The following is a 12,732-nucleotide window of genomic DNA, read 5'->3' on the forward strand; positions in this document are numbered from 1 at the left end:
GTCCGGCCTGCGGGTGTGCGGCCCGGCCTGCGGGTGTGCGCCGGGCCTACGGCCCGGTCCGGCGCGGCGCCGCGACGGAGTGACATCTTGCACTGGGCTCTGCCGTCACCCCGTCCCGCGGTGCGACGATCGCTGCGGAACCCGGGGACCGCGCAGGCGGCCTCGAGGAAGGAGACAGTGATGGTGGAGTCCACTCCGAACGAGGTGACCGCCCTGTACGGCGGGCCGGCCACCCGACGAGTTCGCACCCGTGACCTGATCGCCGCGAAGGAACGCGGCGAACGGTGGCCGATGCTGACCTCGTACGACCAGTACACGGCGGCGATCTTCGACCAGGCCGGCGTCCCGGTGCTGCTGGTCGGCGACTCGGCCGCGAACAACGTCTTCGGCTACGAGACCACCCTGCCGGTCACCGCCGACGAACTGCTCCCGCTGGTCCGCGCCGTCGTACGGGCGACCCGCCAGGCGCTCATCGTCGGCGACCTGCCGTTCGGCTCGTACGAGGAGGGCCCGACCCAGGCACTGCGCACCGCCGTGCGGTTCATGAAGGAGGGTGGCTGCCACGCGGTGAAGCTGGAGGGTGGCCGCCGCTGCGCCGCGCAGATCGCCGCGATCGTCGGCGCGGGCATCCCGGTGATGGCGCACATCGGCTTCACCCCGCAGAGCGAGCACACCCTGGGCGGCTACCGGGTGCAGGGCCGGGGCGACGCGGCCGACGAGGTGCTGGCCGACGCGCGGGCGGTGGCCGAGGCGGGTGCCTTCGCGGTGGTACTGGAGATGGTGCCGGGTGAGGTGGCCAAGCAGGTCACCCACGAACTGTCGATCCCCACGGTCGGCATCGGGGCGGGCCCGTCCACCGACGCGCAGGTGCTGGTCTGGCAGGACATGGCCGGCCTGCGTACCGGCAAGGCCCCACGCTTCGTGAAGCGGTACGCGGACCTCGCGGGCGCCCTCACCGACGCCACCCGCCAGTTCGCCGACGAGGTCCGCGGCGGCGAATTCCCGGCCGCCGAGCACACCTTCTAGACGGTCCACGACCGCACGGCCCACAGCACGGGACCGGCCGGCACGCCTATCGCTCGCCGGCCGGTCCCGCCGCCGCATCGCTAGCTGACACCGCAGGCAGCGGCAGCGACAGCGACAGCGACAGCTGATCATGGGGCCGAAGTTGTCGTACACCTGTTCTAATCTGAGATCGTGGTCGAGGAGTTGGCGCAGGCGGAGGACGCGGTGGCGGCGTGCCTCGGCGTGGCCACCTGGGCCGTTGCGGAGCACGAGCTGGTCGCGGCGCTCGACGCCGCGCACCGGCTCGAGCAGCGCCTGGCGGCGGTGCAGCTGGCCCTTGTCCGTGAGTTGGACGGCCGGGGCACGGCCGGCGCGCAGGGCGCGTCCTCGACGGCGGTCTGGCTGCGGGATCGGCTGCGGCTCACCGTCCCCGCCGCCCGGCGGCTCGTCGACCTCGCCGGGACCCTCGACGCCGGCGCCCCGGGGGTGCGTCGCGCGCTGGCCGATGGGGCCATCAGCCTGGAGCAGGCGCGGGTCATCGGCGACACGGTCAGCACGGTGCACGCCACCGCTGGCGCCGAGGCCGCCGACAAGGCGGTCGGTGTGCTGGTCGAGTGGGCGGGGCAGTTCGATCCCGCCCTGCTCCGCAGGCTGGGCACACGGATCCTCGACCACGTCGCTCCCGAGGTCGCCGAGGCCGCCACCCGGGCCGCGTTGGAGGCCGAGGCCCACCGGTCCGCCCGAGACCGTCATGTCACGCTGTCCGAGCTGCGCGATGGCCGCCTCCGGCTGACCGGCAGCCTGGACGCCGAGGCGGCCGGCCTGCTGCGCGCCGCGATCGATCCGTTGACCGCACCGTCGGGTCCGGACGATTCGCGTACCCCCGGGCAACGCCGCCACGACGCGCTCGCCGACCTCTGCCGGCTCACCCTGCGCACCGGTGACCTACCCGAGCACGGCGGCGAGCCCGCGCAGATCGTCGTCACCGCCAGCTTCGACGGCCTGGCCCGGCAGTTGGACGTTGGCACCCTGGACACCGGCCTCCAGCTCACCCCGGAGACGGTCCGCCGGCTCGCCTGCGACGCCGGCATCCTGCCCGCCGTCCTCGGCGGCGCCGGTCAACTGCTCGACGTGGGCCGGCAACGCCGGCTCGTCACCGGGCCTTTGCGGCGCGCCCTGGTCCTGCGGGACCGCGGCTGCGCCTTCCCGGGCTGCGACCGCCCGCCCCGCTGGTGCGACGCCCACCACATCCGGCACTGGGCGGACGGCGGCGGCACGAGCCTGGCGAACGCGGTGCTGCTGTGTGCACACCACCACCGGCACATCCATCATGGCGGCTGGGCCGTCCGGCTGGGCGGCGACGGTCACCCGGAGTTCGTACCGCCGGCCTGGCTCGATCCCGACCAGCTCCCCCGCTGCAACCAGTACCACCGGCGGACGTGACGACGACCCTCGAGCAACGACAGCGCGGCAGCTCGACGTCGGGCGTGCCACGGCAAAAAACAGGCTCGCCGGCACCTGACCGTGGCAGACGGGTTCGCCGGTGGGCGCGTGCTCAGTGTTCGGTGACGCGACGGCAGACGGGCTCGCCGGTGGGCGCGTGCTCAGAGGTCGGTGACGCGGATGCCGGCGTGCGCCTTGTACCGCTTGTTGATGGCGATCAGGTTGGCGGTGAACGCCTCGATCTGGTGGGCGTTCCGCAGCCGGCCGGCGTAGATGCCACGCATCCCGGGGATCCGGGCGGCGAGCGCGCCAACCACGTCGACCAGCTCGCGGTCCTCGGTGCAGATCAGCACGTCCAGGTCGATCCGGTCGACTTCGGGGTCCGCCAGCAGCGGAGCGCTGACGTGGTTGAACGCCGCGCAGACCCGGGAGTCGGGCAGCAACGCGGCGGCCTGCTGAACGGCGCTGCCTTCGGGGACGGTCAGCGCGTACGGGCCCTGCTTGTCGAAGCCGAGCGGGTTGACGCAGTCGACGACGATCGTGCCGGCGAGCGGCTCGGCGAGGGCGGCGACGGTCGCGGCGTGCCCGTCCCACGGCACCGCGATGATGACAACGTCGCTGCGGCGGGCCACCTCGTCGTTGGCGGCGCCGGTGATGCTGGAGTCGGCGGGCATTCCGGGCAGGGCGGCGATCTCGGCGGCGGACTCGGCGGCCCGCTCCGCGGACCGGGAGCCGATCAGCACCGTCTGCCCGGCCCGGGCGAACCGGTAGGCGAGGCCCCGCCCCTGGTCGCCGGTGCCACCGATGATGCCGACCGTCAGCCCGGACACGTCGGGCAGTGTGCTCGCGTCGTATGCCATGGGCTCATCCTCGCAAACCACCCGGTCCGGCAGCAGCGCCGGCCGTTGTGACAATCCCCGCTGCGGCCCGCCGGGTCCCCACCAGCTCCAGGAGGCCGTGCGGACAGCCGGGCCCCAGAACGAACGGCGCCAGTGCGAACGAGGCCCAGGGCGACACCAGGCCAGGGCGACACTAGACCCAGGGCGAACGGGCCCAGGGCGAACGGGGCCAGGGCGACGCCAGGCCCAGGGCGAACGGGGCCACGGCGAACGGGGCCACGGCGAACGGGGCCACGGCGAACGGGGCCACGGCGACCCCGGGCCCAGGGCGAAACTGGACCCAGGGCGAACAGACCGAGCGGACGACCGGATCAGGCCAGCTCGAACAGGATCGTGCGGGCCGCCGGGTCGGCGGTGACCAGCCGGACCCGGACCCGTTCGCCGAGCGGCAACTGACCGAGGCAACGGGCGCGTACCGGTGGGGCGTCGAGGGCCACCGTTCCGCCGGGCGGTCGGGGGCGGGAGCGGCCGTTCGGTGGGGCGTCCACGTCGAGCACCGCCGCGTCGAAGGTCTCGCCGACGCGGTGCGCCAGCAGCACCGCCTCGGCCAACTCGACGGCGCCCCGGCTGGCCGCGGAGGCGGTCCGGTCGGTCGTGGCCATCACCTCGGGCAGTCGGGGTAGCGCGGCGCGCGCCCAGTCGGGCACCGGTCGGCCCGCGTGCAGGGCCAGGCAGACCTCGGTGGCGTACCGGTCGGCCAGGCGCCGCAACGGCGCCGTGACGTGGGCGTACGCGGCGGCCACACCGCCGTGCTCCGGCTGCTCGGGCGGCGTTCCGTCGAACGCGGTGTACGCGGCGCCGCGCATCAGCTCGGCCGCCTGGTCGATGAACGCGGCGGCTCGTGGCTGGGCGGCGTCCAGCCCGGCGATCACCTCGCCCGGGCCCATGCCGTCCGGCCAGTTGACGCCGAGCGGCGCGGCGGCGGCCCGCAACCGCTGCACCGCCTCCGGCTTCGGCGCCGGCATGGTGCGCAGCAGGCCGATCCTGCCGGCCAGCATGATGTCGGCGGCGGCCATCCCGGTCAGCAGCGAGATCTGCGCGTTGTGCTCCTCCATGGGCACCGGGCCGCGCAGTACCAGCCGCCAGCCGTCGCCGTCGGGTTCCACGTCCTGCTCGGGCAGCGGCAGGTTGATGGCGCCTCGACGCAGCCCCCGGGCGGTCAGCCGGTCACCGATCTCGGGCAGCAGCGCGATCGGCTCGGGCAGCCGACCGGCGTCGGCCGCCGCCTGCACACCGGAGTAGTCGAGCTTGGCCCGGCTGCGGACCAGGGCGCGTTCCAGCTCGACCGCCACCGTGCCGCCGTCGGCGTCCAGGTCGATGGTCCAGACCACGGCGGCCCGGTCGTCGTCGGGCAGCAGGCTGGCGGCGCCCTCGCTGAGCGTCAGCGGGTGCAGCGGCACGTGCCCGTCGGGCAGATAGACGGTCTGCCCCCGCCGCCAGGTCTCCGCCTCCAGCGCGCCGCCCGGGTCGACGTGCGCGGCGACGTCCGCGATGGCGTACCGCACGCGGTAGCCGCCGCCCGGGCGGCGGGCGAGGTGCATCGCCTGGTCCAGGTCCCGTGAGGTGGCCGGGTCGACCGTCACGAACGGCACGTCCGTGCGATCGACGGACGGCCGCGGCGGTGCCGCGGCCGCCTCGTCGGCCTCCTTCTGCGCAGCGGCCGGAAACCCCTCGGGCAGGCCGAGCTCGCGGCGCAGCGCGCCGAAGTCGATGCGGGGCGCGAGTACGCGTCGGATGACCACGGGTCAATCCTGACAGCGCCGCCGGTGATCCGCTTCCGGTGACCGGACGAGATTCCCGATCGGCGCGCCGGGAACAGCCGAGTTGGGGCCGACGATCAGCCGGTCGCCTTCCGGGCGGTGGTCCGGGTGCCGCGCGGGGCGGTGGCGCGGGCGGCGACCGGGCGTGCCGGCGACTTGCGGGCGGTCACCTTGCGGGCCGGAGCTTTCGCCGCCACGGTCTTCGTCGCCGGGGCCTTCTTCGCCGCCGCCTTGCGGGTGGTGGTCGACGAGGTGGCGGTCGACTTCGCGGCCGGCGCCTTCTTCGCCGGGGCCTTGCGGGCGCCACCGCTCGGGCGGGTGGACGTGGCCTTCTTCGCCGCCGTCTTCTTCGCCGGCGCCTTCTTGGCGGCCGTCTTCTTCGCGGTGGACGCCGTGGTCGCGGCCTTGCGCGCCGGCGCCTTCGCGGCGGCGCTGGTCTTCTTCGCCGCCGACGTGGTGGTCTTCTTCGCGGCGCCGGTCGTCTTCTTCGCGGCGGCAGTCGTCTTCTTCGCGGCGCCGGTCGTCTTCTTCGCCGTACCCGCGGTTTTCCTCGCCGTACCGGCCGTGGTCTTCTTCGCGGCGCCGGTGGTCTTCTTGGCGGCGGCGGTGGTCTTCTTCGCCGCCGACGCCGGGGTCCGCTTCGCGGCGGTGGTCGTCTTGCGGCCGGCGGCCGTGGTCTTCGCCGGCGCCTTCCTGGCCGCGGCGGAGGTCGTGGCGGGCGCCTTCTTCGCGGGGGCCTTCTTCGCGGGGGCCTTGGCCGCCGTGGTCTTCTTCGCCGGGGCGCGTCCCGCCCCGCCGGCCGCCTTGCGGGCCGGCGCCTTCGCCGCAGCCGTGGTGGACTTGCGCACGGGCGTGGTCCGGCTCGCTGCCGTGTTCCGCTCCGCCGCGGCGGTCTTCTTCGCGGTGGTACGCCGGGCGGTCGGGCGGGTGGTGGCCTGCTGTGCTTCGGCCATCGTGGTTCCCTCCTTGGGGACGTGCTCTCGCGTGCGTCCTCGCGGAGCACGAAATACCGCGGCGCGGGCCGTCCCGCGCCGTCTACCTGTCCTCCCCGGCCCAACGGGCGTCCTCGGCGTCCCACGCCTCGTTCCGCTCCTGCACCCGTTGCAGGGCGTTCTCCGCGTCGGCCGCCGAGTCGTACGGGCCGAGGACATGCTTCGCCGGGCACACGTCGGCGTCCGTCTCGACCCGGTGGTGTCGGGTGCACCAGTAGAACTGCCCACCACGTCCGCTGTCGCTCATGGGATCACTGTGCACCGCGATCCGGCCGGCCGCCACCGGATCGCACAAGTCGCCGACCTTCTCCACAGTAGAGCCGCTTTCCGGGCCTCGGGCCGGAACGCCGAAAGACGTGCAGGTGGGGCGGGTCGTGCGAGGGCTTCGGCCGTACCGTCAGCTGGTCTGGCTGACACCCGACGCGGCGTCACCGGACGGCGGTGGCCGGACGGTCGCGGCCTATGATCGCCCGATGGCGGTGCCGGACTACATCCTGCGGATGCGCAAGCACGTCGGTCACGACCTGCTGTGGTTGCCCAGCGTCAGCGCGGTGGTCCGCAACGACGCCGGTGAGCTGCTGCTCGGTCAGCGCGCCGACGACGGGCGCTGGTCGGTGATCAGCGGGTTCGTCGAGCCGGGCGAGCAGCCGGCCGCCGCGCTGGTCCGCGAGGTGCTGGAGGAAACCGGCCTGGACGTGGTGCCGGTACGGCTGTCCAGCGCCGTCTCGCACCCGCACACCTACCCCAACGGGGACCGCTGCGAGTACCTCAACCTGGGCTTCCTCTGCCGGGTCGTCGGCGGCACCGCCCGGGTCAACGACGACGAGTCGCTGGCCGTGCGGTGGTTCCCGATGGACCGGCTGCCCGAGTTGGACAAGCACGCCCTGCTGGTCATCGCCTACGCGCTGCGCGACAACCAGTCGGCCGGGTACCTGGAGCCGGGAACGACGTGGGACGACGTGCCCGGTTGAGCCGCGCGGATCAGACCGACGACGGGGTCGGCGTCGACGCGACGGCGGCAGGCGCCGACCGGGCCGCCCGGATGGCGTACGCGAGCGCGTAGGGCGTGCACGCCAGGTAGAGCATGGGTTCCACCAGCACCTGGTAGGTGATCAGCTGGAAGATCTCCACTGAGATGGGCCCGGGTAGGCCGACGTTCCAGTCCGTCAGGGCGGCGAAGAGCCACAGCGGCGCGGAGAGCCAGTCGCCGCTGCCCGGTGACAGCGCACCGCTGAGCGGGCCGGCACCGCTGCCCGCCGGCATGATGTCGACAACGACGCGGATCACCGCGAGGTCGGCCGCTGCGAACGCGCCGAGGATGCCCAGCCACCAGGCTCCGCGGAGCCGGTTCCGGGCGGCGAGGCTCGCCGCGGCCCAGAGAGCCAGCGTCAGGCCGACCAGCCAGAACAACAGACCGGGTACGGCGCGGGCCAGGTCGTCCGGGTAGATGACGTACAGGAGTGGGGCCGCGGCCGCACCGATGGGGAGCACCACGCCGAGCGCGATGCGCAGCGGGCCGTCGATTGCGGTGTGCCGGGCCCAGCGCGCGGCGTACACCGCGAGCAGCACGGCCAACCCGACGGTGAGCGCCGTCCAGATCGGTTTCTGCGACCGCTCCGACCAGCCCACGCCCGTCAGCCCGACCTCGATCGGGTACACGGCGAAGGCGCCGCCGACCACGATGCCGACGCAGGCGATCGGGGCCAGCAGCAACGCGGCCACCGTGCGGCGGGCCCGACCGCGCATCAGGCCGCGATCGACGAGCGGGGCACCTGCGCGGCTGACGGCGAGGCTCACCGCGAAACCGACCATCCTCGTCCAGCGACCGCTCTCGGCGAGGACGTGCAACTCGGCGGCCCACTCGCGGCGCAGGTCGTCGCGGACGTCGGCCGGCCAGCGGCGCGCGGCCATCTCCAGCAGCAATTCGGCGGCCCGGCGGGTCACCACGCTTGCGCCCCGGTGGGCTCGGTGCCGCCCCACGACGGACGGCCCTCGGGGATCGCGGCGCGCAGGTCGGCGAGCGCCCGCCGGGCCTGCGCCACCCCTTCGGCCGTCAGGCGGTAGTAGCGGCGAGCCGGCCGGCCGGCCGCGACGGGGTCGATCGCCTCCCAGTCGGCGGCCAGCCAGCCGGCCCCTCTCAGCCGGTGCAGCACCGGATAGAGGGTGCCGCTGGGCAGGCCGGTCATTCGCATCAGGTCCAGCCCGTAGCGCTGCGCGTCGGGCTCGGCGAGCAGCGCCGCCAGCACCTTCGCGACCGGAATGGTGATCCGCATCCGGCCACTGTATCGGAACTCTACATAGGGTAGGGGTATCGCACGCCTGCGGGATCGCGGCGATTCCCGGTGTCGTACCCTGGCGGACTTTGATTCTCTCGGGAGGTTGAGGTGGCCGAGTACCCGCAGGACGTCGTGCGACGCTTCCACGGCAGCCCCGAGCAGGTGGGCGCCGGCCTGGTCGGCGATCCACCACGGATGTGGCAGTCGATCGTCATCGAGGACTACGACCCCGCGTGGGCGGATCGCTTCGCCGCCGCCCGCGCGCTGCTGACCCGGGCGCTCGGTGACGAGATCATCGGCGTGGAGCACGTCGGGTCCACGTCGGTGCCGGGCCTGGCGGCCAAGCCCGTCATCGACATCGACCTTCTCGTCGAGGACACGACCGACGAGTCCCGTTACCTGCCCGCCCTGGAGCGACTCGGGTACCGGCTGGTCCTGCGGGAGCCGTGGTGGCACGGGCACCGGATGTTCCTCAGCCCCGCCGAGGACGTCAACCTGCACGTCTGGCCGCGGGGTGCGCCCGAACCGGTCCGGCACCGGCTCTTCCGCGACTGGCTGCGGTCGCATCCGGACGACCGGGAGCTGTACGCCGTGACCAAGCGCCGGCTCGCGCGGGAAACCGCGCAGCGGCCCAGCGACTACAGCCTGGCGAAGAACGACGTCATCGACGAGATCTACGCGCGCATCTTCGCCGCGCCGATCGATGTGGGCGCGGACCGGCCACTGCGGAACGGCCCGCCCGGACCGATCTGAGCACCGACCAGCGCCGCCGAAGTCAGCGCGGCGGCTGTCGCATGATCCAGGTCGGCAGCGGCTCCGACATGGAGGCGACGACCTCCCAGCCGGCGCGACGGTACAGCTCGACGTTGGCGGGGTTGCTGGTTTCGAGGACCGCCGGCAGGCCGTCCGCGACGGCACGACGCAGCCCGGCACTCATGACGGCGCGGCCCCAACGACGCCCCGCGCTGCGCGGGTGGGTGCCCAGGACGCCGAGGTACCAGAACGGATCAGCCGGCAGCACGGCGTGGATGGCCTCGTCGTAGGCCTGGACGCGGGCCCACACGTCGGGTGGGAGATCGTCGGCGAGACTGCTTCCCGGCGATCCGTGGCCGGTTGACGGTGGCTCCCAGATGGCGACCGAGGCTCCGCGCCCGACCGTCCAGATCGTCTCCTTGTGCACCCGCTTGTCGAAGAGGTGCCCGAAGAAGGCGGCGGCGTACCGCGGATAGGTGTCCTCGTCGGGGAACAGGTACCGCAGAACGGAATCCTTGGTGAACGCGGCGACCAGCGAGCCGACCACCGTGTCACGGTCCGCTGGAGTGGCGATGGTGATCTCGGGCGTCGTCACAACAGGCGATGCTATCCGCACCGCGCGGCGCGCGGCAGGTCGCGCTACCCGAACGTGAAGGCGTACGCCTCGGCGCCGGGCTCGCCGAACGTGATCTCCAGGGTCCGTTCACGGACGCCGTCGTGCTGACGTACGAGTTGGTAGAGGCGGCCGTCCTGGAGCAGTCCGTTGCCGTCCTCATCGACGTCGACGCCGTGTGACCGACCGGGAGGCTCGCCGTCGAGGAGCACCCGGAACGGGATCGCCTCGCCCGCTCCGGGCGACAGCACGAGGTGCGCGTCGCGTGCGTGGAACCGGAAGGTGATGCTCCCGCCGGCTCGGGCGAGCACGATGTTCTCGGAGCCGATCGCCCACTCCCCCGCGAGGGCCCACTGGTTGAGTTGCAGGCTCTCGGGGACCTCGTAGGCGCGACGTTCGTCGAGCACGGCGCCGTTCGGCGACGCGAAGTGTTCGCCGCGTTGGAAACCGAGGTACGACTCGGGCGTACGCAGCTGGGCCCAGTCGGCCTCCGCCTCCACCCCGATCCCCTCGACTCCGACGAGGTCGCGCTCGATGCCCAGCAGCTGCTGGATGACGCGTTCGGACTTCTCGTATCGCCCCTCGCCGAACTGGCTGTCGCGGATGACGCCGTCCGCGCCGACGAAGTAGAGCGCCGGCCAGTAATGGTTGTCGAAGGCGTTCCAGACCCCGTAGTCGTTGTCGACCACGACCGGGTAGTCGATCCCACGCGCCGTGATCGCCTGTCGCACCCACCGGGTCTCGTGCTCGAACGAGAACTCCGGCGTGTGCACCCCGAGAACGACCAGCCCGTCGTTCCGGTAGGCCTGCGACCACGCACGGACGTACGGCTCCTGGCGCAGCCAGTTGATGCAGGTCAGCGTCCAGAAGTTCACGAGGACGACGCGGCCGCCCAGGTCGGCGGGGCCGAGTGGCTCGGAGTTGAGCCACTCGACCGCCCCGTCGAGCGGGGGCAGGTGTGGACGCCCGAACACGGCCATCTAGCGGAGCGACCGGAAGGCGGTCCGGATCTCTTCGGAGAAGATCTTCGGCTGTTCCCAGGCCGCGAAGTGCCCGCCCTTGTCGAGCTTGTTGTAGTGGATGAGATTGGGATACGCCTGCTCTGCCCAACTCTTCGGAGCCTCGTAGAGCTCGTCGGGAAAGACGCTCACGGCGACCGGGACGTTCACGCCCTTGGCGGCGAAGAATGACAGCTTGTTCTCCGCGTACAGACGGGACGCGGATATCGCGGTGTTCGTCAGCCAGTAGAGCGAGATGTTGTCCAGGATGTCGTCACGGGTGAGGCCCTCTTTGGCCCCGTCGAAGACCCGGCAGATCAAATCCAGACTTTTCGCGTCATGGTCGAGCAGGAAGGCCGCCAGGCCGACCGGAGAATCCGCCAGCCCGGTCAGCGTCTGCGGACGCGTCGCCATCATGAGGGCATAGGCCACGTGCTTCCAGACGAAGTTGACTTCCTCGGCAGCACGCATCTCGTCGTCGGACAAACCCGATGGCAGCGAACCCATGGCGTTGTTCGCGCCGGTGGTGTCGCCTTGGAACAGCAGGTCGATCTCGGGTGGAACCGCACCGGGCATGTTCGTGTGGATGCCGAGCAGTTCCGAAGGCGCCTGGATGCCCATCTGGTCCACGACGACCGCGCCCCAGTCGCCGCCCTGCGCGACGAATCGCGAGTAGCCGAGACGCTTCATCAGCTCGGTCCAGGAAGCCGCGATCTTCTCCGGGTTCCAGCCCGGCGAGCTCGGCTTGCCCGAGAAGCCGTGGCCGGGCAGCGACGGGATCACCAGGTGGAAGGCGTCCGACGCGCTCCCGCCGTGCGCCGTGGGATCGGTGAGCGGTTCGATGATCTTCATCTGCTCGATCACCGAACCCGGCCACCCGTGCGTGACGATGAGCGGCAGCGCGTCCTCGTGCTTCGAGCGGACGTGGATGAAGTGGATGTCCACCCCGTCGATGGTGGTCATGAACTGCGGTACGGCGTTCAGCCGCGCCTCGATCTTGCGCCAGTCGTACTCCTTCTCCCAATAGCGGGCGACGGCCTGAATCATCGCGAGTGGCACGCCCTGCGACTGGTCGTCGACAGTTTCCTTTTCCGGCCAACGGGTGGCCGCAATGCGCCTCTTCAGGTCATCTAGATCGGCTTGAGGAATGTCGACCGAGAACGGCCGAATCTCCGTGGTGCCCGGACGAGTCTTGGTCTTGACAGCCATGCGTGCCTTCCTCTCCGCTTGAGCTCGTTGGAGGGCATGTTCGACAAAGGCGCTGACCGGAAGTGTGTGCCAGTTCGACAGAGGCACGCGGACGCCATATGTCGGAGCCTAGAACGGAAGACGTCGTGGTCGCGGCCATACAAGCACTCGCCGCTGAACGCATATCGTCACGCCGGGCGCATTCGGCGCATCTCCGCCCGGCTCACCTCGCCCCGCGGCGAACGCCTTGGACCAAGCCCGGTGGAGCGCGATCGGCACCGGTCGGAGGGCCACCACCGCCACGCCTGCGCCCTCGCACCCGCCGTACCATCCGACGATGATCTCGGAAACCTTCGATGCGCGCGGCGGGCTCACCTACGTTGACCGCCTCGACTTCACCCGAGGCGACACCCTCAAGGCCGCGCGACGACTGGCCTGGCCGACGGTGAAGCTACGTGCCGACGAGAGCACGCTGACGTTCTCGTCGCGTACCAGCTCGGACACCTTGCAACAGTTCTCCACGGTCGCACTGCCGCACCGACCGTTCCACGGACGGTTCCCTCTGCCGGCAACCGCCGTCTCGTTTCAGGTCGAGGGCCGCGACCAGGTCCTGCTCTTCTGGACTCCCCGCGTGGGCGCGGTGCTGCGTGAACTCGGCAAACTGGGCTGGGACGCCGAAGACCCTGGGCCCTGAAGCCCGCACCACCGGCACGCAACCCCACCACGACCTCATCGTCAGCAGGTGCCGCGCCCTCTTCGGCCTGCTACCCGGCACGTGGTCGTCACCTCGGCGGCGACTGAGTCC

Annotated in this window: 14 protein-coding genes; 5 read left to right on the top strand and 9 right to left on the bottom strand. The window is 72.1% G+C overall.

Features of this window, described 5'->3' with window-relative positions; all coding sequences use genetic code 11:
- Positions 1-180: 180 nt before the first annotated feature.
- Complete coding sequence (gene panB, locus EAD98_RS22230) at positions 181-1,026, top strand: 3-methyl-2-oxobutanoate hydroxymethyltransferase (protein ID WP_121655956.1); 846 nt, start codon at positions 181-183, stop codon at positions 1,024-1,026.
- 171 nt (positions 1,027-1,197) lie between these two features.
- Positions 1,198-2,448, top strand: a complete 1,251-nt coding sequence (locus EAD98_RS22235; RefSeq protein ID WP_121655957.1) for an HNH endonuclease signature motif containing protein — start codon at positions 1,198-1,200, stop codon at positions 2,446-2,448.
- A gap of 161 nt (positions 2,449-2,609) precedes the next feature.
- Here the strand turns inward: EAD98_RS22235 and npdG are convergent, their stop codons facing one another.
- The 4 genes from npdG to EAD98_RS22255 all read right to left on the bottom strand — a co-directional run bounded on the left by npdG (position 2,610) and on the right by EAD98_RS22255 (position 6,346).
- Positions 2,610-3,308 carry an NADPH-dependent F420 reductase gene (npdG, locus tag EAD98_RS22240; protein ID WP_121655958.1) on the bottom strand — a complete coding sequence of 233 codons (699 nt, stop codon included), beginning with the start codon at positions 3,306-3,308 and terminating at the stop codon, positions 2,610-2,612.
- A 350-nt stretch (positions 3,309-3,658) separates the two neighbouring features.
- Positions 3,659-5,089: an RNB domain-containing ribonuclease gene (locus EAD98_RS22245; RefSeq protein ID WP_121655959.1), complete on the bottom strand. Its 1,431-nt coding sequence runs from the start codon at positions 5,087-5,089 to the stop codon at positions 3,659-3,661.
- A 95-nt stretch (positions 5,090-5,184) separates the two neighbouring features.
- A complete protein-coding gene (locus EAD98_RS22250) occupies positions 5,185-6,060 on the bottom strand; it encodes a histone (protein ID WP_199723503.1) in 876 nt (291 codons plus the stop codon).
- A gap of 82 nt (positions 6,061-6,142) precedes the next feature.
- A complete protein-coding gene (locus EAD98_RS22255; protein WP_109820768.1) occupies positions 6,143-6,346 on the bottom strand; it encodes a hypothetical protein in 204 nt (67 codons plus the stop codon).
- A 226-nt stretch (positions 6,347-6,572) separates the two neighbouring features.
- On the opposite strand from EAD98_RS22255, the gene EAD98_RS22260 reads away from it, so the two are divergent.
- Positions 6,573-7,070: an NUDIX domain-containing protein gene (locus EAD98_RS22260; RefSeq protein WP_121655980.1), complete on the top strand. Its 498-nt coding sequence runs from the start codon at positions 6,573-6,575 to the stop codon at positions 7,068-7,070.
- Positions 7,071-7,080: 10 nt separating this feature from the next.
- Here EAD98_RS22260 and EAD98_RS22265 read toward each other — a convergent pair whose 3' ends face one another.
- Positions 7,081-8,046: a hypothetical protein gene (locus EAD98_RS22265; RefSeq protein ID WP_233583922.1), complete on the bottom strand. Its 966-nt coding sequence runs from the start codon at positions 8,044-8,046 to the stop codon at positions 7,081-7,083.
- Entirely contained in the window at positions 8,040-8,372 is a 333-nt protein-coding gene (locus EAD98_RS22270) for a PadR family transcriptional regulator (RefSeq protein ID WP_121655960.1), read from the bottom strand. The genes EAD98_RS22265 and EAD98_RS22270 overlap by 7 nt, the downstream gene beginning before the upstream one ends.
- Positions 8,373-8,483: 111 nt before the next feature.
- Here EAD98_RS22270 and EAD98_RS22275 point away from each other — a divergent pair, with 111 nt between their 5' ends.
- Positions 8,484-9,128, top strand: a complete 645-nt coding sequence (locus EAD98_RS22275) for a GrpB family protein (protein WP_199723500.1) — start codon at positions 8,484-8,486, stop codon at positions 9,126-9,128.
- Positions 9,129-9,150: 22 nt separating this feature from the next.
- Here the strand turns inward: EAD98_RS22275 and EAD98_RS22280 are convergent, their stop codons facing one another.
- The 3 genes from EAD98_RS22280 to EAD98_RS22290 are packed head-to-tail and all read right to left on the bottom strand — an operon-like array spanning position 9,151 to position 11,948.
- Positions 9,151-9,723: an N-acetyltransferase gene (locus EAD98_RS22280; RefSeq protein ID WP_199723501.1), complete on the bottom strand. Its 573-nt coding sequence runs from the start codon at positions 9,721-9,723 to the stop codon at positions 9,151-9,153.
- 44 nt (positions 9,724-9,767) lie between these two features.
- Complete coding sequence (locus tag EAD98_RS22285) at positions 9,768-10,721, bottom strand: redoxin domain-containing protein (RefSeq protein WP_121655961.1); 954 nt, start codon at positions 10,719-10,721, stop codon at positions 9,768-9,770.
- Complete coding sequence (locus EAD98_RS22290; protein ID WP_121655962.1) at positions 10,722-11,948, bottom strand: epoxide hydrolase family protein; 1,227 nt, start codon at positions 11,946-11,948, stop codon at positions 10,722-10,724. It abuts the gene before it with no gap.
- Between the two features lie 316 nt (positions 11,949-12,264).
- Here EAD98_RS22290 and EAD98_RS22295 point away from each other — a divergent pair, with 316 nt between their 5' ends.
- A complete protein-coding gene (locus EAD98_RS22295) occupies positions 12,265-12,621 on the top strand; it encodes a hypothetical protein (RefSeq protein WP_121655963.1) in 357 nt (118 codons plus the stop codon).
- Positions 12,622-12,732 lie beyond the last annotated feature (111 nt).

It is taken from the genome of Micromonospora sp. CV4 (genome assembly GCF_003667455.1).
In the GTDB taxonomy this organism is placed as follows: domain Bacteria; phylum Actinomycetota; class Actinomycetes; order Mycobacteriales; family Micromonosporaceae; genus Micromonospora.